Source organism: Psychroserpens sp. (genome assembly GCF_045105015.1).
In the GTDB taxonomy this organism is placed as follows: Bacteria; Bacteroidota; Bacteroidia; order Flavobacteriales; family Flavobacteriaceae; genus Psychroserpens.
In genome coordinates this window covers 1-19,136 of sequence record NZ_JBGCCX010000132.1, presented here as the reverse complement: position 1 = coordinate 19,136, position 19,136 = coordinate 1, and the positions used below count along the sequence as shown (strand labels likewise).

The 19,136-nt window shown below is 32.7% G+C and carries 17 protein-coding genes and 1 pseudogene; 7 read left to right on the top strand and 11 right to left on the bottom strand.

Annotation, left to right across the window (positions count from 1 at the left end; all coding sequences use genetic code 11):
• From AB8B90_RS09930 to AB8B90_RS09895, 8 genes are all read right to left on the bottom strand, one after another.
• Window positions 1-420: 2TM domain-containing protein (locus tag AB8B90_RS09930; protein WP_405336403.1), on the bottom strand; the 420-nt coding region annotated here is incomplete at its 3' end.
• Window positions 421-475: 55 nt separating this feature from the next.
• Window positions 476-898: a hypothetical protein gene (locus AB8B90_RS09925; RefSeq protein WP_405336401.1), complete on the bottom strand. Its 423-nt coding sequence runs from the start codon at window positions 896-898 to the stop codon at window positions 476-478.
• Window positions 899-926: 28 nt separating this feature from the next.
• Window positions 927-1,772: an energy transducer TonB gene (locus AB8B90_RS09920; protein ID WP_405336399.1), complete on the bottom strand. Its 846-nt coding sequence runs from the start codon at window positions 1,770-1,772 to the stop codon at window positions 927-929.
• A gap of 9 nt (window positions 1,773-1,781) precedes the next feature.
• Window positions 1,782-2,606, bottom strand: coding sequence for a thymidylate synthase (locus AB8B90_RS09915; protein WP_405336397.1), 825 nt, complete (start codon window positions 2,604-2,606; stop codon window positions 1,782-1,784).
• A gap of 159 nt (window positions 2,607-2,765) precedes the next feature.
• Window positions 2,766-4,475, bottom strand: a complete 1,710-nt coding sequence (locus AB8B90_RS09910) for a nucleoside transporter C-terminal domain-containing protein (RefSeq protein WP_405336395.1) — start codon at window positions 4,473-4,475, stop codon at window positions 2,766-2,768.
• A 13-nt stretch (window positions 4,476-4,488) separates the two neighbouring features.
• Window positions 4,489-5,097: a bifunctional nuclease domain-containing protein gene (locus AB8B90_RS09905; RefSeq protein ID WP_405336393.1), complete on the bottom strand. Its 609-nt coding sequence runs from the start codon at window positions 5,095-5,097 to the stop codon at window positions 4,489-4,491.
• Window positions 5,098-5,210: 113 nt separating this feature from the next.
• Window positions 5,211-6,173, bottom strand: coding sequence for an electron transfer flavoprotein subunit alpha/FixB family protein (locus tag AB8B90_RS09900; protein WP_405336391.1), 963 nt, complete (start codon window positions 6,171-6,173; stop codon window positions 5,211-5,213).
• Window positions 6,174-6,194: 21 nt separating this feature from the next.
• Complete coding sequence (locus tag AB8B90_RS09895) at window positions 6,195-6,941, bottom strand: electron transfer flavoprotein subunit beta/FixA family protein (RefSeq protein WP_405336389.1); 747 nt, start codon at window positions 6,939-6,941, stop codon at window positions 6,195-6,197.
• 291 nt (window positions 6,942-7,232) lie between these two features.
• Between AB8B90_RS09895 and AB8B90_RS09890 the strand changes: the two genes are divergently transcribed.
• Window positions 7,233-8,216, top strand: coding sequence for a pyruvate dehydrogenase complex E1 component subunit beta (locus AB8B90_RS09890; protein ID WP_405336387.1), 984 nt, complete (start codon window positions 7,233-7,235; stop codon window positions 8,214-8,216).
• A 90-nt stretch (window positions 8,217-8,306) separates the two neighbouring features.
• Window positions 8,307-10,817, top strand: a complete 2,511-nt coding sequence (locus AB8B90_RS09885) for a DUF5686 family protein (RefSeq protein WP_405336385.1) — start codon at window positions 8,307-8,309, stop codon at window positions 10,815-10,817.
• Window positions 10,818-10,842: 25 nt separating this feature from the next.
• Here AB8B90_RS09885 and AB8B90_RS09880 read toward each other — a convergent pair whose 3' ends face one another.
• Window positions 10,843-12,018, bottom strand: a complete 1,176-nt coding sequence (locus tag AB8B90_RS09880) for a metallophosphoesterase (protein ID WP_405336383.1) — start codon at window positions 12,016-12,018, stop codon at window positions 10,843-10,845.
• Between the two features lie 223 nt (window positions 12,019-12,241).
• Between AB8B90_RS09880 and AB8B90_RS09875 the strand changes: the two genes are divergently transcribed.
• From AB8B90_RS09875 to AB8B90_RS09855, 5 genes are all read left to right on the top strand, one after another.
• Window positions 12,242-13,060: a sensor histidine kinase gene (locus AB8B90_RS09875; protein ID WP_405336381.1), complete on the top strand. Its 819-nt coding sequence runs from the start codon at window positions 12,242-12,244 to the stop codon at window positions 13,058-13,060.
• A complete protein-coding gene (locus AB8B90_RS09870; protein WP_405336379.1) occupies window positions 13,057-13,755 on the top strand; it encodes a LytR/AlgR family response regulator transcription factor in 699 nt (232 codons plus the stop codon). The genes AB8B90_RS09875 and AB8B90_RS09870 overlap by 4 nt, the downstream gene beginning before the upstream one ends.
• Window positions 13,756-13,839: 84 nt before the next feature.
• Window positions 13,840-14,367, top strand: coding sequence for an inorganic diphosphatase (locus tag AB8B90_RS09865; RefSeq protein ID WP_405336377.1), 528 nt, complete (start codon window positions 13,840-13,842; stop codon window positions 14,365-14,367).
• 115 nt (window positions 14,368-14,482) lie between these two features.
• Entirely contained in the window at window positions 14,483-16,900 is a 2,418-nt protein-coding gene (locus AB8B90_RS09860; protein ID WP_405336375.1) for a sodium-translocating pyrophosphatase, read from the top strand.
• Window positions 16,901-16,981: 81 nt separating this feature from the next.
• The gene (locus AB8B90_RS09855) at window positions 16,982-17,983 is read left to right on the top strand and encodes an App1 family protein (RefSeq protein WP_405336373.1); all 1,002 of its coding nucleotides are present in this window, start codon (window positions 16,982-16,984) and stop codon (window positions 17,981-17,983) included.
• Between the two features lie 133 nt (window positions 17,984-18,116).
• Here AB8B90_RS09855 and AB8B90_RS09850 read toward each other — a convergent pair whose 3' ends face one another.
• Together AB8B90_RS09850 and AB8B90_RS09845 are read right to left on the bottom strand one after the other, a co-directional pair.
• On the bottom strand, window positions 18,117-18,731 hold the full coding sequence (locus tag AB8B90_RS09850) for a deoxynucleoside kinase (RefSeq protein WP_405336371.1): 615 nt from the start codon (window positions 18,729-18,731) through the stop codon (window positions 18,117-18,119).
• Window positions 18,732-18,733: 2 nt separating this feature from the next.
• Window positions 18,734-19,136, bottom strand: a pseudogene (locus AB8B90_RS09845) (hypothetical protein); the annotation flags it as partial.

Below are 19,136 nucleotides of genomic sequence, written 5' to 3'. Positions count from 1 at the left end.
TGGATTAACTTCTAATGCCTCATTGTATGCTTGAGATTTTGCAATTTCTTTTTCTTCTTTCAAGTATTCTAGTTTGAGTTGTTCAATACGTTCTTGTTGTTTTGATACTAAAACTTCTCGCTGTCTATCTTCCCATGCTTTACCCATAAAGTTGTGAGTGATAAAAACACTAATAAAGTGGTACACTAATAAAAACAGCCAAATACCAATGGCAATTACAAACCATTCAAGCCCAGCAATTTTAAAATCTTTACCAATTCCTAATACTGTATTAGCCAGAATAAGAAATACAGCACCAATAAGAAATACTACAAAATGTATGTATAACCGCTTTTTTTGTTTGATACGTTTTTCTGCAGTTTTTATTAAAGCTAATTGCTCTTGATCTATTGATGGTTTTGTTTTCTGTTTTCCGAACATAACTGTAACAGTTTATAATATAAAGTTATAGTTTTTAATATTATTAAGTTGGTTTCTATTGAAAATAAAGTGTCATTAATAAACTAAACGGTGTGTCTACAATAATACCTTCAGAAATCCCTGGAGCTTTAAATTTCGGGAGTCTTTTCGTTACTTTAATAGCTTCAATTGCTATTGCTCTATGATTGGCTTTGGCGTTTACGTTTTCTATTTTCCCTTTTTTATTAATGGTGAATTCAACTAGGAATTGAGTTGATCTTTCTGTTGGTAATGCTCGACTAGCCATTTCAATATCAAAACTCATTTTAATAAAATTCATGATTTTAAGTTTTGAGCATTCCTCAAGAGCGGCATTAGTAGATTCTTTATCACAACCTCTAAATATAGGATATTTAGTTACAATTTCATTTTTATTGATCTCTTGACCAAAAGAATTAAGTCCAATGAATATTGTGAATATGAATAAAAACTGTTTCATGAAATATTTTTTTCAATAGCTTATTTTCTTAGTCTGTCACTTTAAATACTATTGGCATTGAAAAACTAACATCAACTGGTTTGTCTTCAAAATATCCAGGTTTTAAAAATTTAGGAACTAACCTAATAACTCTTTTAGCTTCTTTTTCTAATTCTGGGTGTGGACCTCGAGCATTAATATCTATGAGATTACCAGTTTTACTTATTTTAAATTGTAAAGTAATTCTTTTTTTTCCAGGTGAGAGTTTTAAAGTGCTTGCCAAATTAAGATTGAAATTTTCAGAAATAAGTTGAGATATTTTTTTGTTTATACAATGTGTTAATACATTTTTAGATGAATTTTCATCACAACCGTTATATACAGGAATTTTGTCGACATTGTTGAAAGCGAATTCTTTAGGTGTCGAATCATAATCTTTCAATGGTATTAATCGATGATTTGAAGTGTCTAATACAAACCCAATTTTTTTCTTAACTGTTGTTGCTAATGTGTCTCCAGAAGCATTAATGACTGGTTTTACACGAGGTATTTTTTGTTGAATTAAGTTATTAATAATAATATCTAAGCTAATATAAGGTGTTCTTGCACTTGAATTCATTGGCACGATATAGCCTTGTTTGCCGTATCTAATAGTGGTATTTATAACAATCGTATCTTCTTTTCGAGAGGAGTCTTTTGTAACCTCTTCAAGTGTTTTGCTATCTAAATTCTTTGATATAAATTCTTGGAGCTTAATTTCATAGCACTTTTCTGCAGTTTCGTCATTATTACAGCCTTCAAACACAACGAATGGTGTTTTAAATAAAGATCTATCATCTTGAGAATAAGCTGAAAAGAAAACAGTAAGAAGTATAATTAAAAAACTAGTTTTCATATTCATTATTTAAACAGCAACAGCTCCTTTGATGTGAGGATGCGGATTGTAATCAACTAGCGTAAAATCTTCAAACTTGAAATCAAAAATATCCTTAATTTCAGGATTTATAATCATTTTTGGAAGTGGTCTTATATCACGAGATAATTGTAATTCTAATTGTTCTAAATGATTACTATAAATGTGAGCATCGCCAAAAGTGTGTATAAATTCTCCAGCTTGGTAACCACAAACTTGTGCCATCATCATCGTAAATAATGCATAGGATGCAATGTTAAAAGGCACACCTAAAAAGATGTCTGCGCTACGTTGGTAGAGTTGACAAGATAACTTTCCATTTGCAACATAAAACTGAAAAAAGGCGTGGCAAGGCGGAAGAGCAGCTTTTCCGTTAGCTACATTTTCGTCAAATGATTTTGAAGTATCAGGTAATACGGAAGGATTCCAGGCAGAGACTAACATACGTCGACTGTTTGGATTGTTCTTTAGTGTTTGTATAACATCTTTAATTTGATCGATGTCATCACTATTCCAGTTGCGCCATTGATGTCCGTAAACAGGACCTAAATCACCATTTTCGTCGGCCCAATCATTCCAAATACGCACACCATTTTCTGTTAAATAGTTAATATTCGTATCACCTTTTAAAAACCAAAGTAATTCATATATAATTGATTTTAAGTGTAATTTTTTAGTAGTTACCATTGGGAAACCTTCACTTAAATCAAAACGCATTTGGTAACCGAAAACACTTTTTGTTCCAGTCCCTGTGCGATCTCCCTTTTCGTTTCCTTGGTCTAAAACGTGTTTAACTAAGTCGTGGTATTGTTTCATATTCATTTTCCGCAATTGCGGAAATCTCTTTAAATTAAACTTCTTTTTTTCAGAAAATAAAAATAAAAATATGGGTTGAAATTACATGAAATCAACCTCTTAATATATTAAAAGTTATTAACGAAAAAAGTAATGTAATTTATCTGAATTGATTCTATGCTAACCGATTATCATTCCAGCTATAGTTGCTGAGATTAATGAAGCAATTGTGCCGCCTATTAAAGCTTTCATTCCAAATTTAGATAGTTGTTTTCTTTGACCTGGAGCCAAAGAACCGATACCACCAATTTGTATTCCGATAGAAGCAAAATTTGCAAAGCCACAAAGCATGTAAGTCGCCATGATAATAGATTTTTCGTATTTAAGATGTGTTGCACTTGCAACATTTTTTAAATCAGCTAATTGAATGTATCCTACAAATTCACTAGCAGCCAATTTAATACCTAGCAATTGTCCCATTAAAGCAATATCTTCAGAATTCACACCAATGAGCCACATTAAAGGCGCAAATACATAACCCAAAATGAGCTCTAAAGAGAGGCTTTGGTATGGTGTATTGTTTGCTACCCAATCATTAATGGTAGAGACATCTCCAACCCAACCTAGAATCCCGTTAAACATGGCAATGAAAGCAACAAATACTAATAACATTGCGCCTACATTAACAGCTAATTTTAAACCTTCTGTAGTACCATTAGCAATAGCATCTAACAAATTTGTGCCTATTTTTTCTTGAGATACTGAAACATCAGTGTTAACTTCTTCAGTTTGTGGGAATAATATTTTTGAAATTACTATAGCGCCAGGAGCTGCCATTACAGAAGCAGCTAATAAATGTTTCGCATAAAATAAACGCAACTCAGGATCATCACCTCCTAAGAAACCTATATAAGCCGCTAAAACAGCACCTGCAACGGTTGCCATTCCTCCAATCATAACAAGTAATATTTCTGACTTGTTCATTTTTTCTAAATAGGCCTTAATCATTAAAGGCGCTTCGGTTTGTCCAAGGAAAATATTTCCAGCAACACTCAAACTTTCTGCACCCGAAATACCTAAAAGTTTAGTTAATAGCCAGCCCATACCCTTTACAACTTTTTGAATGATACCTAAATAAAACAAAACAGAAGTTAAAGCAGAGAAAAATAAGATGGTCGGCAATACTTGAAAGGCAAAAATAAATCCAAAAGTATCCATGTCCATTACAAGTCCTTCAAATAAAAACTTACTACCTGCTCTCGTAAAGTCGAGTACACTAACAAATAAACTTCCTACCCATTCAAAGGCTGATTTGATAAAACCGACTCTTAAAACTCCAACAGCTATGAGTAATTGAAAAGCAAGGCCGATGCCTACAGTTTTCCAATTAATAGCTTTTCTATTGCTACTAAAAAGGAAGGCAATAAAAATTAACGAAAGCATGCCTAAAATACCACGCCAAAGACTGTTCATTGAAAAGCCTTGACTAGGAATTATTTTAGATTCGTTAGTTGCTATTGCTGTCTCTATTATTGCTTTTTTTTGAGATTTGAATTTATATCTAGTTTTGTTCTCAGAAAAGACTAAAGTAGAGTCAGTAAGTTCCGTGATTTTATAGCGACGTATCGTATCATTTGGTTTGTTGTAATAAAAAACCAACAAGTTATTTTGATAGATATAATCTCCAGAAGCCTTTATGCTTTTTGCATTTAAAGAATATTTAAATTCTCCTGTGTTAAAATGTATTTGATCAGTATCTACTATTTCAAAAAGTGAAGTGCCATTTTCATTTTCTATAACATCAAATTGCCATTTCTTTTCTAAGTCTTGACTAAAACTAGTCGTAAATCCAAAAAAAATAGCTGCAACAGCTAGTAGAAAATGTCTCATTTGAAATAGGTGTTTAACGTTTAGAAATTTCGTCTCTTATTTTAGCAGCTTTTTCATAATCTTCATTATTTACAGCTTCATCTAAAAGCGTATTGAGTTCTTTAAGACTTTTATCTTTATAGTTGTCTTGAACACTTGCTTCAATTTCTTCAGCAACGAAGTCATCAACTAAAATACTGTCTTGTTCTTCATCTCCTTTTTTAGGATTCACTTTTAAGTAAATTCCAGCCTTGTCTAAAATATTTTTGTAGGTAAAAATTGGTGCCTGAAAACGCAAAGCTAAAGCAATTGCATCACTTGTTCTTGCATCAATAATTTCTTCGATTTTATCACGTTCGCAAATTAAGCTAGAGTAGAACACACCATCAACTAATTTATGTATGATGACCTGCTTTACAACAATGTCAAAACGATCAGCAAAATTTTTAAATAAATCATGAGTAAGAGGTCTTGGAGGCCTAATTTCTTTTTCTAAAGCTATCGCAATAGATTGCGCTTCAAAAGCTCCAATAACAATTGGAAGTTTACGATCACCATCAACTTCATTCAGAATTAAGGCATAGGCACCATTTTGGGTTTGGCTGTATGAAATTCCTTTTATATTTAATTTTACTAAGCTCATAATATAATATGTAAAGAACTGTTTACATTAGGACTTTAACAACTGCAAAATGCAGATTTATGATTAAAGAACCAAATCTAAACAGCTCTTTTCAATCTACAATTTATAAAAAATTAAGCGTTTTGAGCTTTAAAAGCTTTTAATTTTTCAATGAGTGTTGGTACAACTTCAAATGCATCACCAACTACACCATAATCTGCTGCTTTAAAGAAAGGCGCTTCTGGATCTGTATTGATAACTACTTTTACTTTTGAAGAATTTATACCTGCTAAATGTTGGATTGCTCCAGAAATTCCAATGGCAATATACAAGTTAGACGCCACAGGTTTTCCTGTTTGTCCGACATGCTCACCATGAGGTCTCCAGCCTAAATCTGAAACAGGTTTAGAACATGCAGTAGCTGCACCTAAAACGTCTGCTAATTCTTCAATCATTCCCCAGTTTTCAGGACCTTTTAAGCCTCTACCCGCAGAAACAACAATCTCAGCATCAGCAATAGTAACTTTATCTGTGGCTTTATCAATAGCTTCAACTTTTACACCAACTTCTGGAATATTAGGAGTGAAGTCTTCCGAAGAAGCATTTCCATTAGACTCCACTAAACCAAAAGCATTTTTTGAGACACCAACTACTTTAATATCGGTATCTATAGTCGTCATATTGAATGCTTTGTTTGTAAAGGCTGTTCGCTTTATTGTAAAAGGAGCAGTACTTGAAGGCGCTTCAACAACATTAGAAGCGTATCCTGCATTTAAACCAATAGCTAATACAGGTGCTAAATATTTACTATCTGCACTTGAACTAACAATAACGATACTTGCATTTTCTTGTTTTGCTGCCTGTTCAATAGAACTCGCATATGCATTAGCGTTAAATTCATTTAACGCACTATCATTTATGTTTAAGACTTTATCTACTCCATAGTTACCTAATTCTGAAGTGTTGTTTGCGTTGATTGCTACAGCAGTCACTGTAGTTCCCATTTGATCTGCAACGGCTTTTGCATAAGATGCTGCCTCTAGAGCAGTTTTCTTAAATTTTCCTTGTTCTGATTCTGTGTATACTAAAACTGACATTTTTTTTCTCTTTAAGGTTAATTAAATCGCTTTTGCCTCGTTGTGAAGTAAGTTGATTAATTCATCTATATTATCTGCATCTACTAATGTTACAGCGCCTTTTGGAGCTGGCTTTTCAAATTTAACACTTGATGTTTCAGCAGCTGCATTTGAAGGTTCTACAACAGACAATGGTTTTTGACGAGCCATCATGATTCCTCTCATGTTTGGAATTCGAAGATCACTTTCTTCAACCAACCCTTTTTGACCACCAATAACTAAAGGTAAACTTGTAGAAACAGTTTCTTTACCACCATCAATCTCACGCATAGCAGTTGCATTTGTTCCTTCAACCTCTAAGCTAATACAATTAGTTACAAAATTTGCATTGATTAAAGCAGCTAACATTCCAGGAACCATTCCTCCATTATAATCAATAGACTCACGACCAGCAATAACTAAGTCATAACCACCTTCGTTAACAACGTTTGCAAGCTCTTTAGCAACTTGGAACCCGTCTTTAGCATCAGTATTTACTCTAATTGCTGCATCTGCACCTATAGCCAAAGCCTTACGAAGTGTAGGCTCAGTTTCTGGTCCACCAACATTAACAACAGTGACATTTGCGCTTTGTTTTTCTTTAAACCACATGGCACGTGTTAGACCAAATTCATCATTCGGATTAATAACAAATTGTACACCATTAGTGTCAAATTTAGTGTCGTTTTCTGTGAAATTAATTTTTGAAGTCGTATCAGGGACATGACTAATACATACTAATATTTTCATATCGAAATTATTTATTTTGAGTGTATAATTTTTCTAGAGCACGAAGATAATTATAAAAATTATAAATTTTACTATGCGTGCATAATAAAATTGTGAAAAAAACCATTTTGTACACTTTTGCCTAGAAAATTGTCAGAAAAAGTCACATATATTATTAATTGTTCATTTTTGAGATTAAAATAGAATTCTGATTTTGTCAATTGATTTCAAATTAGATTTTCAGATTTAATTTCTTGTTATTTTATAATCAATAATTATTACTTTTGCTATTCGATTCAAAAAAACTGATACATGAAGACAATTCAATTTAGAGAAGCCATTGCTGAAGCCATGAGTGAAGAAATGCGTAGAGACGAAAGCATTTATTTAATGGGAGAAGAAGTTGCAGAGTACAATGGAGCTTATAAAGCTTCTAAAGGTATGTTAGATGAGTTTGGTGCAAAACGTGTGATTGACACACCAATCGCTGAGCTTGGTTTTGCAGGTATTGCTATTGGCTCTACAATGACTGGTAATCGTCCGATTGTAGAATACATGACCTTTAATTTCTCTTTGGTCGGGATTGATCAAATTATAAATAACGCTGCTAAAATTAGACAAATGTCTGGCGGACAATTTAAATGTCCGATTGTATTTCGTGGCCCAACAGCTTCTGCTGGTCAGTTAGCCGCTACACATTCGCAAGCCTTTGAGAGTTGGTTTGCTAATACACCAGGTTTAAAAGTCGTTGTGCCTTCTAATGTATATGATGCCAAAGGGTTATTAAAATCGGCCATTCGTGATGACGACCCAGTGATTTTTATGGAGAGTGAGCAGATGTATGGTGATAAAGGCGAAGTTCCTGAAGGAGAATACACAATTCCGTTAGGAGTGGCTGATATTAAACGAGAAGGAACAGATGTAACAATTGTATCTTTTGGTAAAATTATAAAAGAAGCTTACAAAGCTGCAGATGAGTTAGAAAAAGATGGCATTTCTTGTGAAATTATTGACTTAAGAACGGTTCGTCCTATGGATAGAGATGCTATTGTAGCATCAGTTAAGAAAACCAATCGCCTAGTTATTTTAGAAGAAGCTTGGCCATTCGGGAACGTTTCAACAGAAATTACATACCTTGTACAGTCTGAAGCATTTGATTATTTAGATGCTCCAGTTGTAAAAATTAATACAGCGGATACTCCTGCACCATACTCTCCAGTTTTACTAGAGCAATGGTTGCCGAACAAGGATGAGGTAATTAAAGCTGTAAAGAAAGTGATGTATATTAACGCTTAGTGGTTTTACAATCACTTAATAAATCGTAATTTTTTACGTTAATAAACTTTATTAACACATTTTGTATGATTGTTAATGAAGTTTTTGCCTATGAATTTTAAACTATTTCTTTTTTTCTTTTTCTTCGGAATGCTTTTCGGATTCTCACAAACAAAAGTTAGTGGCTATGTGTTTGATGAAAATGATCAACCTGTAGCATTTGCAAATGTCTTGTTTAAAGGGTCTACTGAAGGCACCATTACTAATGAAGATGGTCGCTTTTATTTAGAGTCTGAAAACACATGGGAAACGGTTATCATTTCGTTTTTAGGTTATGAAATAAAAGAAGTAGTACTTGATAAAAAAGTGAATTACGATTTAAGATTTGTCTTAAAAGAAGAAGCTGCTGCTCTTGATGAAGTCGTTATTGTATCTGGAAAACAATCCAAAAAAGCGTCTGAAAATCCAGCGATTAGAATCCTGAAGAAAATATGGGAGCGTAAACGTCAGAACGGGTTAAATCAATTCAAGCAATACGAATATGACAAATACGAAAAGGTTGAATTTGATCTTAATACGATAGATAGCGCGCTTATAAAAAGTAAGTTGTTTAGAGGGATGGAGTTTGTTTTTAATGAAGTGGATACGTCCAGTGTCACTGGTAAAACCTATTTACCTATTTTCATTAATGAAGCTATAAGTAAAGTATTTGGTGACAATCTAATAAACAAAGAAAAAGAAGACTTAAAAGGAAATAAAAATTCTGGATTTAGTAACAATCAAGTCATTATCGACTTTATTGATGACTTATATGCCGATTTCAATGTCTATGACAACTACCTTAAATTTTTCGATAAGAGTTTTGTGAGTCCGTTGTCGCGAACTGGAATCCAAACCTACAACTATGTACTTTCCGATAGTGCTTTTATTGATAACAAATGGTGTTACAATATCATATACTATCCTCGTCGAAAAAATGAGTTAACCTTCAAAGGTGATTTTTGGGTTAATGATTCTACGTATGCCATAAAAGATATCAATTTGCAGGCTTCTAAAAGTGCCAATATCAACTGGGTTAAAGAGATTTATATAGAACAAGAATTTGAAGTATTGAATGATTCTGTTTTCTTAATAAAGCGAGATTATATGCTGTCTGATTTTGCTTTGAATAAAAAAGAAAAATCACGAGGTGTTTATGGCAAACGAACAACATTATACGAAAACTACGTATTTGATGAGCCTAAAGGCGAAGAGTTTTATGATGAGGTCGTGTATTCATTTGATGAGGATGTTTATAATCGCGATGATGATTTCTGGGAACAAAACCGATTAGAATCTTTAAATAAAGATGAAAGAGGTGTTTATAAAATGTTAGATACGCTCAAAACAGTCAAAAAGTTTAAGCGGTTGTATAACATTGGTAGTATTTTGGCTTCTGGTTATGTTGAGTTTCCAAGTATAAACTTTGACTATGGACCAATTTTTTCAACATTTGGATTTAATGATGTTGAAGGCTTACGACTCAGAACTGGAGGACGAACTTATTTTGGTCCAAATGATTTATGGCGACTTGAAGGCTTTATAGCGTATGGCTTTAGAGATGATAAGTTTAAATATGGAATTTCTGGAAAATGGCTATTGGATAAGAAAAGTAGATTAACCATTTTTGGAGGTCAGCGACGAGATATTGAACAAATTGGAGCTAGTTTAACAAGCTCAACAGATGTTTTAGGAAGAAGTTTGGCTTCGAATGCAGTTATTACCGCAGGTAATAATGATAAACTGACCAATATTAGTCTAACAAACTTAGGAATGTCTATTGAGCCATCACGAAATTTTGAAATACGTGTCGATGGTAGTTATAGAACACTGCGTTCTGCCTCTCCAACTTTTAGTTTAGATTACAATGATCCTGAGTCTGCATCTGGAGTTTCATCTGAAGTGAAACAATTTGAAAGTCGATTATCATTAGGCTATTATCCAAAACGTCAAATGACTGGTTTTGGTGTAGAACGAAAATTTAAAAACGATAATTTTGCACGATTATTCGCTCAATTAAGTCGAGGTGATCGCGATTGGTTAAATAGTGATTTTGATTATACAAAAGTACAGTTTTCCTATATTCAACCATGGCAAGTAGGAGGTTTTGGTCGCTTAACGACATCTATTGAAGCTGGAAAAACTTTTGGAGAAGTACCACTAGGGTTGTTGAGTGTAGTTCCAGGTAATCAGACTTATTTTTCAATTTATAATACGTTTCCACAGCTAGATTTTTATGAGTTTGTAACTGATACATATACTTCAATGCATGTTGAGCATAATTTCAATGGACGCCTATTTTCAAGAATTCCTTTTTTAAAGAAATACAACTTAAGATTTGTTTTAGGAATGCGAGGTGTTTGGGGAGATTTGTCTAATGACAATATAGTGTTGAATACTACAGGCAGTCCTGTTGAAATTCCTTTAATTGCACCAAATAGCCGTATTTATTATGAATATAGCTTTGGAGTCGCAAACATCTTCAAGGTTTTGAGAATTGATTTCAATTTCAGAGGAAATTATTTAGACCGACCAGACGCCAGACGTTTTGGTATTACAGGTAGTTTTGGCTTTTATTTTTAGACTATTTTTATTACCAGTTTTAATATTATTTTAATTCTATTTTTTCACCGTCATTGAGTGCTCTAAAATAAGAGTCTCCTTCAATTAATAGGCCTTCAGATTTTTTGTTAGGCCAATTTTTATGATAGTCTTTCGAATGTGAAATGTCTATTCCTATAACTTTTCCGTCATAATGACTTTTTACTTTCGACTGAATCGTATGACCTACAATGATTTTTTTTGCTTTAAATTTATTTAAAGGTTTATTAATGTCTTCTTGTAATAAATCATCTCTAAAATATCCACGATACCAGCAGACACCTGTTTTTGATGACAATAATACATCTGTTTTGCTTTTGTTAGGTTTGGGATAAGGCGCTTTATAATAACTAGCTCTTAAAAAAGTGTTGATGTCTTCTAAAGTCATATCCAATTCAGCTACATCTTTATGTAAACCACCATGAACGAATAGGTTTCCGTTAATAGATTCAATTACATTTTTACTTGCAATCCAATTCCCCAAAACTGAATATGAATCATATAAGTTTGCTTGCGTTTTTCCTAAAATTGAGGCTACAAATGTATATTTAAGAGCAGAAGATTGATAATCTCCGTACATATTTTTTAATTCATGATTTCCAATAATGAAATGAACTTGACCGCCTTTGGTATTAGCATCTTGTTCAAGTTTATAAATAAACCATAACACTTGAGTCGTAGAAAAACCTCTGTCGACAAAATCACCAAGTAAAACTAAATGACCTTTACCAAAGGTCCAATTTAAGTTTTTATCAATAACATTATTATGAATTAAAAAGTCTCTAAATGTTTTGTAACCACTTTCAATATCTGAAATAGCAAGTATTTTTTCGTCATCATTATAAATTGTTTGAGGGCTTTTAAAGTGTGTTTTAATTGTAAAATTGAATTGTGTAGAATCTAAATGAAAAAAACAGCTAGCGGGAATTGATTCATTTGCACTATATTCTTTTTGGTCTAGATAAAAACCATCATTTTTATTACCTCTAATATAATTGACGTTTAAAGTGCTATCATTTTTATAAAACAGGTAAGGACCGTCTTTGTCAAAAGCTGTTTTTTTGGGATTATGCGCATAACTTGCACTAGCGCCATGATATAGTCCGAATAGGATTGCAATAATTGCGATTCCGAATATTGTAATAAACATGTGTTTTAAATAGCGTAATACTCTTGTTTTCATTTTGATAGATTTAATTATTGCTGTTCGTTTTTTGTTGACCCGAAAGTATTGATGTAAATAGAAAAGACTAAATTTTTGTGACAAGCCTATTGGTTTTAGTGACGTAAAATTTGAAAAACTAGTTTGAGGTGCTTTTGTGGTGCTTCGGATTGTTTATAAAGCTGAAAATGATTCATTCATCACTTTTTATAATTTAATGTATGGAATCTTATTATTTTGCAGTATGATTTCAATTGTAAAGCGAAATAACTGGTTATATGTAAAAATATTTGTATGGATTTCTATAGCGATTCCGTTAGGAATAACTGTTTATGAAATTTTAATTTTAGGTAAGGATAACGTATTGTTTCTGGGCGATTTTCATCCAGCTATAGGTGTAGCTGTTTTAATTTACTATGTTATTTTAATCATTATAGGAATCATTTGGATTATGATGCAACTTAAGTCTGTCATTACTTTAAAAAATGAAAATAAAAAAAATGAGTTATTACATTTACAAAGTCAGGTGAATCCACATTTCTTTTTTAACATGCTTAATAATTTATATGGCATGGTTGACAAGGATGCTGAAAAATCTAAAGCTCTTATTTTAAAACTTTCCGATTTAATGCGTTACAGTATTTATGAAGGCGAAAAGAATTTTGTAACTCTTAAGGAAGAAGTTACATATTTAGCGAACTATATCGAATTACATAAAATGCGTTATCATAAAGCTATTGATATACAATTCAATACTAATTTAGAAAATGAGGATTCAAAAGTGATGCCTTTGCTTTTTATAATTTTATTAGAAAATGCGTTTAAACATGGTGTAGAAAATTTAAGGGAAGATGCATTTATAAAGATAGACCTAATTACTAACACTAAACGAATTGATTTTAAGATAGAAAATAATTTTGAAGCAAATGAAAGCCTCAATAATAATGGGCTAGGTTTAAAAAATTTAAAGCGCAGATTAGAATTAGCATATCCAAAAAAACATAAGTTTAATTTTAATAAGCATGGCTCGATTTTTAAAGCACATTTACAATTAATACAATGATTAGATGTCTTATTATAGATGACGAACATATAGCTCACGATATCATAAAAGGGTATTGTGAGATCATTCCCAATATGCAGTTGATGAAGCATTGTTATGATGCGCTTGAAGCACTTGATTATTTGAGAGAACACAGTGTGGATTTAATCTTTTTAGATTTGAATATGCCAAAACTTAAAGGATTTGATTTCTTAAAAACGTTATCTAATCCTCCAAAAGTTATAGTCACTACAGCCTATAAAGAATATGCAATAGAAGGTTATGATCTGGATGTCGCTGATTATTTATTAAAACCTTTTAGCTTCGAACGCTTTTTAAAAGCAGTTAATAAAGTTCTGCTTCCTCAAAACACAAATGAAGCACCTGTAAAACAAGCTGAATCACTTAAAAAAGGATATTTGTTTTTATATAGTGATAAGAAGTATGTTCAAGTGAAAATGAGTTCCATCCTTTATTTAGAAGCATCAGGAAATTATTCAAAAGTCGTAACGCAATCACAAACCATAATGGTTCGTGAAAAAATTTCTAATATGCTTGAGAAACTTTCTTCTGAAGAATATATCCAAGTACATAAGTCGTTTGCAGTAGCAAAATCGCATATAAAAAGTGTTGAAGGTAACCGAATATTAATTGATGATAAGATTATTCCAATTGGAAAATATTATAAGTCCAATATCATAAAAATATTAAAATAGGTTTAAAAGTCAATTGCTTAGTTTTTTAATTGCCTAACTCAAACAATACACTATCTTTGCAGCCCGAAATTAAAATGAAAAGATATGAGCCCAAAAGGTAAATTAACATTTGATGTACTCATCGAAATTCCAAAAGGAAGCCGTAATAAATATGAATACGATTTTGAACTGAATAAAATACGTTTTGATCGTATGCTATTTTCGTCTATGATGTATCCAGGTGATTATGGATTTATACCTGAAACTTTAGCGCTAGATGGAGATCCTTTAGATGTTTTGGTAATGGGTACAGAACCTACATTTCCAATGTGTGTGATGGAAGTAAAACCAATAGGAGTATTCCATATGGCAGATGAAAAAGGGCCAGATGAAAAATTGATCTGCGTACCAGTAACAGATCCAATTTGGAACAGCTATAAAGATTTATCAGATTTGAATCCACACAGAAAAAAAGAAATCACTCACTTTTTTCAAGTCTATAAAGATTTAGAAGAGAAAAAAGTTGATGTTGGTGGCTGGGGAAATGCTAAAGAAGCTTATGACATTCTTAATAAGTGTATCGATAGATACGAAAACAGTGTGCACAAAACTAAAGGAGACTTTAAGATATAGCTAATAAAACTTAACGAATTGATAACCCTTTTGTATTATAACAAAAGGGTTTTTTAGTTTTAATGGTTTTCACTACTTTTGCCCAGCTAATTAACAAATCAAATAATATTATAATATGGAATCACTAATGATTTACATGCCAATAGCTTTGGCGCTTTTAGGATTAATTTACATGATAGTAAAACTATCATGGGTTATGAAACAAGATGCTGGAGATGGTAAAATGAAAGAAATTTCAGATCACATTTACGAAGGAGCATTAGCGTTCTTAAATGCAGAGTATAAATTACTTGCTGTATTTGTAGTAATTGTAGCAGCTGCTCTAACAGCTGTATCTTTTATAGTGCCAACAACACACTGGTTAATCGTCATCGCTTTTATTTTTGGAGCTGTGTTTTCTGCATTTGCTGGAAACATAGGAATGAAGATTGCAACCAAAACAAATGTAAGAACAACACAAGCGGCAAGAACAAGTTTGCCAAATGCCCTTAAAATCTCTTTTGGAGGTGGAACTGTAATGGGTCTTGGTGTAGCTGGTCTAGCTGTATTGGGATTAACAGCATTCTTTATATTCTTCTTCTGGTTTTTTATGGGAAGCGAATGGACTAATACAATGGATATGACCATTGTCTTAGAAACTTTAGCTGGTTTCTCTCTTGGTGCAGAATCTATCGCTTTATTCGCAAGAGTTGGTGGTGGAATATACACTAAGGCTGCAGATGTTGGAGCCGATTTAGTTGGTAAGGTTGAAGCAGGTATTCCTGAAGATGACCCTCGTAATCCTGCTACAATTGCAGATAATGTAGGTGATAATGTAGGTGATGTTGCTGGTATGGGAGCCGATTTATTTGGATCTTATGTTGCAACAGTATTAGCAGCAATGGTTCTTGGTAACTATGTGATTAAAGATATGGGTGGATCTATTTCTGATGCTTTTGGAGGTATTGGTCCAATCTTATTGCCAATGGCAATTGCTGGTGCAGGAATTATTATTTCTGTTATTGGTACAATGCTTGTAAAAATTAAAAGTAACGACGCTAAAGAAGCTCAAGTTATGGGCGCTTTAAATGTTGGAAACTGGACATCTATTGTTTTAGTTGCTATTTCTTGTTTTGCATTAGTAACTTGGATGTTACCAGAAACAATGAAAATGAATTTCTTCGGTGAAGGATTAGTTGAAATCTCTGCAATGCGTGTTTTTTATGCCACTTTAGTTGGTTTATTTGTAGGCGCTGTAATTTCTTCAGTAACTGAATATTATACAGGATTAGGGAAATCTCCAATCTTAAAAATTGTACAACAATCTTCTACTGGAGCAGGGACTAATATCATTGCTGGTTTAGCGACTGGTATGATATCTACATTCCCATCAGTATTATTATTTGCTGGAGCTATTTGGGCTTCATATGCATTTGCTGGATTTTATGGTGTGGCATTAGCTGCTTCTGCAATGATGGCTACTACAGCGATGCAGTTAGCAATTGATGCATTCGGACCAATTTCTGATAATGCAGGTGGTATTGCTGAAATGAGTGAGCAAGAACCAATAGTAAGAGAGCGTACAGATATATTAGATTCAGTTGGTAATACAACTGCTGCAACCGGAAAAGGTTTTGCTATTGCTTCTGCAGCATTAACGTCATTAGCACTTTTTGCTGCTTATGTAACATTTACTGGAATTGATGGAATTAACATCTTTAAAGCACCAGTATTAGCTATGTTGTTTGTTGGTGGAATGGTGCCAGTAGTATTCTCTGCTCTAGCAATGAACGCTGTAGGTAAAGCTGCTATGGAAATGGTAGAAGAAGTTCGTCGTCAGTTTAGAGATATTCCTGGAATTATGGAAGGAACAGGGAAACCTGAATACGATAAATGTGTTGATATTTCTACTAAAGCATCTTTAAAAGAAATGATGTTACCAGGTTTGTTAACTATTGGTTTTCCATTAGTAATTGCTTTTGTACCGATGTTATTTGGTATGGATCATCTAGCTATCGCTGAAATGTTAGGTGGCTATATGGCTGGAGTTACTGTTTCTGGTGTATTATGGGCAATCTTCCAAAACAATGCTGGAGGTGCTTGGGATAACGCTAAGAAATCTTTTGAAGCTGGTGTTGAAATTAATGGAGAAATGACTTATAAAGGTTCTGATGCACATAAAGCTGCTGTAACTGGAGATACAGTTGGAGATCCTTTTAAAGATACGTCTGGACCATCAATGAACATCTTAATTAAATTAACGTGTTTAATTGGTTTAGTAATTGCTCCTATTTTAGGTGGACATACTTCTGAAGAAGGTTTGACGATGACTGAAGAAATTTCTGTTGAAAAAACAATAGATTCTAAAGAATTAGCTCAAGCAACTGTTACTTATACATCTATTGAAAATGGTGTTGAAGTAAATAAAGAAGAAACATTTGAAGGCACTGAAGCTGAAGTTGATGCACAATTAGAAGCGTTTCAAAAAACGGTTGGTAATGCTGAAGTTAAAGTTGAAAAAGTAATTGAAAAAATGGAAGTTATCAAACAATAATTATTCATTTTGGAAATATTAAAAAGCCACGCTAGTCGTGGCTTTTTTTATTAATTTTAGTTTTTAATTTTAATTACTTAAATGACCTGGTTCAAAAAAGATCCTTTACAAATAGTAATCTTTCAAAGTTATGGCACAGATTCGCATTTTTATATGCGTGGAAGAGCACTAGAGGATGAGACTATAGATTTGGAGCAAAAAGGATTGCTCGGTCTTTTAATCAATTCATGGAAACGTTTTGAAACGGATGAAATTAAACACACTGAACTAAAAATCACATTACCTAACAAGACCATTTTAAGAACAGTTACTGATGATCATGGTTATTTTAAAATTGACGAACAAGTTGAAGGTTTAAATAATTTAGTTAATTCTGAAGGTTGGTTAATTATTGAAGCCGCATATGATGATGTTAATATCAAGCGTACCATTCAAAACAATAATAGGTTTCCTGGAGAATTATTAATTCCTTGTGAGAACTCAGATTATGGTGTAGTTAGTGATATTGATGACACAATTATTCATACTGGAGTGGTATCTACTTTAAAGTGGAGAGTTTTAATTAATAGTGTTTTTAAAAGTGCAGCGAGCCGAATTCCTCTGGAAGGTGCTGCAGACTTTTATCATAAATTGCACAGAGGATTTTCTGGTACAAATGCCAATCCGATTTTTTATGTCAGTCATAGTCCATGGAATTTATATAGATATCTCGACTTTTTTCTAAAACAAAATAACTTTCCTAAAGGTCCAATTTTATTGCGAAGCTTTAAAGCTATTTTTAAAAAGAAATCTGGAGACCTACCTCAGAAACATATTGAAATCCTAAATATTATAAAAACATATCCAAACTTAAAATTCATTTTAATAGGCGATAGTGGAGAACATGATGCAGATATTTATATTGATATTGCTGAGGAATTTCCTGAGCAAGTAATTGCAATATATTTACGAAGTGTAAAACACAAGAAGAAAATGTTACGAATCAAATCTCTTTTTAAAGATTATAATCGAATTCCAGTTTTATTAGTTGATGATAGCACTCAGGCAATAGCGCATGCTAAAAAAAATAAATTTATTAAATAGGATGTATTGCGTTAAGGATGGAGGTTTTGTTGGAGCTCTTTTTATTTAGATCTTTCGATGAGTTCAGAAAGACAATAAAAAAGCGACTACCGAGAGCCTGACCAACTTTAATAGTATTGAAGTTGGTAACGCCCTAAAATAACCCGTTAATTTGTGCGTCTATCTTATTAATAATACCTCCTAAATCTTCTGGATTGGCCACAAAATCAAGATTGTCAACATCAATAATTAGCAAGTTGCCTTTGTCATAACCATGAATCCAAGCTTCGTATCGCTCATTTAGTCTACTGAGATAATCAATACTAATGGTATTTTCATAATCGCGACCTCGTTTGTGGATTTGAGATACTAAATTAGGGATTGAGCTTCGTAGATAAATTAATAAATCTGGGCCTTCAACAAAAGATTCCATGAGGTCAAAAAGCGAGCGATAATTTTCGTAATCACGATTGGTCATTAAGCCCATTGCATGAAGGTTAGGCGCAAAAATATGAGCATCTTCATAAATGGTTCTGTCTTGAATAATCTCTTTTCCACTCTTGCGAATTTGAGCCACTTGACGAAATCTACTGTTTAAGAAGTACACTTGTAGATTAAAACTCCAGCGTTCCATTTGATTATAAAAATCATCCAAATACGGATTATCTACAACGTCCTCAAGTTGAGGTTCCCATTTATAATGTTTAGCTAGTAATTTTGTGAGTGTTGTTTTACCAGCACCTATATTTCCTGCGACTGCAAAATGCATATCTAATTGATTTTTAGTTGGTATGTATGGAGTTTTTCAAGATCGTAAATATACAAGGTTTCATTGGTCAATAAAAACTGATTTATTAACAATTTTGGAAGATTTAAAGGAAGGATTTCTTCTTTTTTCTTGTGTTTAAAATATAAGTTGTCTTCTTTTTTTAAGATCAAATGTCCGTTGCTTTTAGAAATTTCTGTAAATCCAGTGTTTTCAATTTTAGAAATCATGCTTCCAAAATAGTTGTATTGATACAAATAGTTTTCTGTTAGTAGCCAGCAAAAGTTATAGTCGCTTTCCAAATCTAACACTAACGATTGCACAGGTACTGCCGAAAAACGAGTTGTATTTGTTTTATAATCGTATAGTTCTAGTTGCTGAAAATCAACATTAAAAATCCATAGTGTA

Coding starts and splice junctions, on each gene's coding strand:
- AB8B90_RS09925 (WP_405336401.1), bottom strand. CDS start 898: ATGAAACAGTTTTTATTCATATTCACAATATTCATTGGACTTAATTCT.
- AB8B90_RS09920 (WP_405336399.1), bottom strand. CDS start 1,772: ATGAAAACTAGTTTTTTAATTATACTTCTTACTGTTTTCTTTTCAGCT.
- AB8B90_RS09915 (WP_405336397.1), bottom strand. CDS start 2,606: ATGAAACAATACCACGACTTAGTTAAACACGTTTTAGACCAAGGAAAC.
- AB8B90_RS09910 (WP_405336395.1), bottom strand. CDS start 4,475: ATGAGACATTTTCTACTAGCTGTTGCAGCTATTTTTTTTGGATTTACG.
- AB8B90_RS09905 (WP_405336393.1), bottom strand. CDS start 5,097: ATGAGCTTAGTAAAATTAAATATAAAAGGAATTTCATACAGCCAAACC.
- AB8B90_RS09900 (WP_405336391.1), bottom strand. CDS start 6,173: ATGTCAGTTTTAGTATACACAGAATCAGAACAAGGAAAATTTAAGAAA.
- AB8B90_RS09895 (WP_405336389.1), bottom strand. CDS start 6,941: ATGAAAATATTAGTATGTATTAGTCATGTCCCTGATACGACTTCAAAA.
- AB8B90_RS09890 (WP_405336387.1), top strand. CDS start 7,233: ATGAAGACAATTCAATTTAGAGAAGCCATTGCTGAAGCCATGAGTGAA.
- AB8B90_RS09885 (WP_405336385.1), top strand. CDS start 8,307: ATGAATTTTAAACTATTTCTTTTTTTCTTTTTCTTCGGAATGCTTTTC.
- AB8B90_RS09880 (WP_405336383.1), bottom strand. CDS start 12,018: ATGAAAACAAGAGTATTACGCTATTTAAAACACATGTTTATTACAATA.
- AB8B90_RS09875 (WP_405336381.1), top strand. CDS start 12,242: ATGATTTCAATTGTAAAGCGAAATAACTGGTTATATGTAAAAATATTT.
- AB8B90_RS09870 (WP_405336379.1), top strand. CDS start 13,057: ATGATTAGATGTCTTATTATAGATGACGAACATATAGCTCACGATATC.
- AB8B90_RS09865 (WP_405336377.1), top strand. CDS start 13,840: ATGAGCCCAAAAGGTAAATTAACATTTGATGTACTCATCGAAATTCCA.
- AB8B90_RS09860 (WP_405336375.1), top strand. CDS start 14,483: ATGGAATCACTAATGATTTACATGCCAATAGCTTTGGCGCTTTTAGGA.
- AB8B90_RS09855 (WP_405336373.1), top strand. CDS start 16,982: ATGACCTGGTTCAAAAAAGATCCTTTACAAATAGTAATCTTTCAAAGT.
- AB8B90_RS09850 (WP_405336371.1), bottom strand. CDS start 18,731: ATGCATTTTGCAGTCGCAGGAAATATAGGTGCTGGTAAAACAACACTC.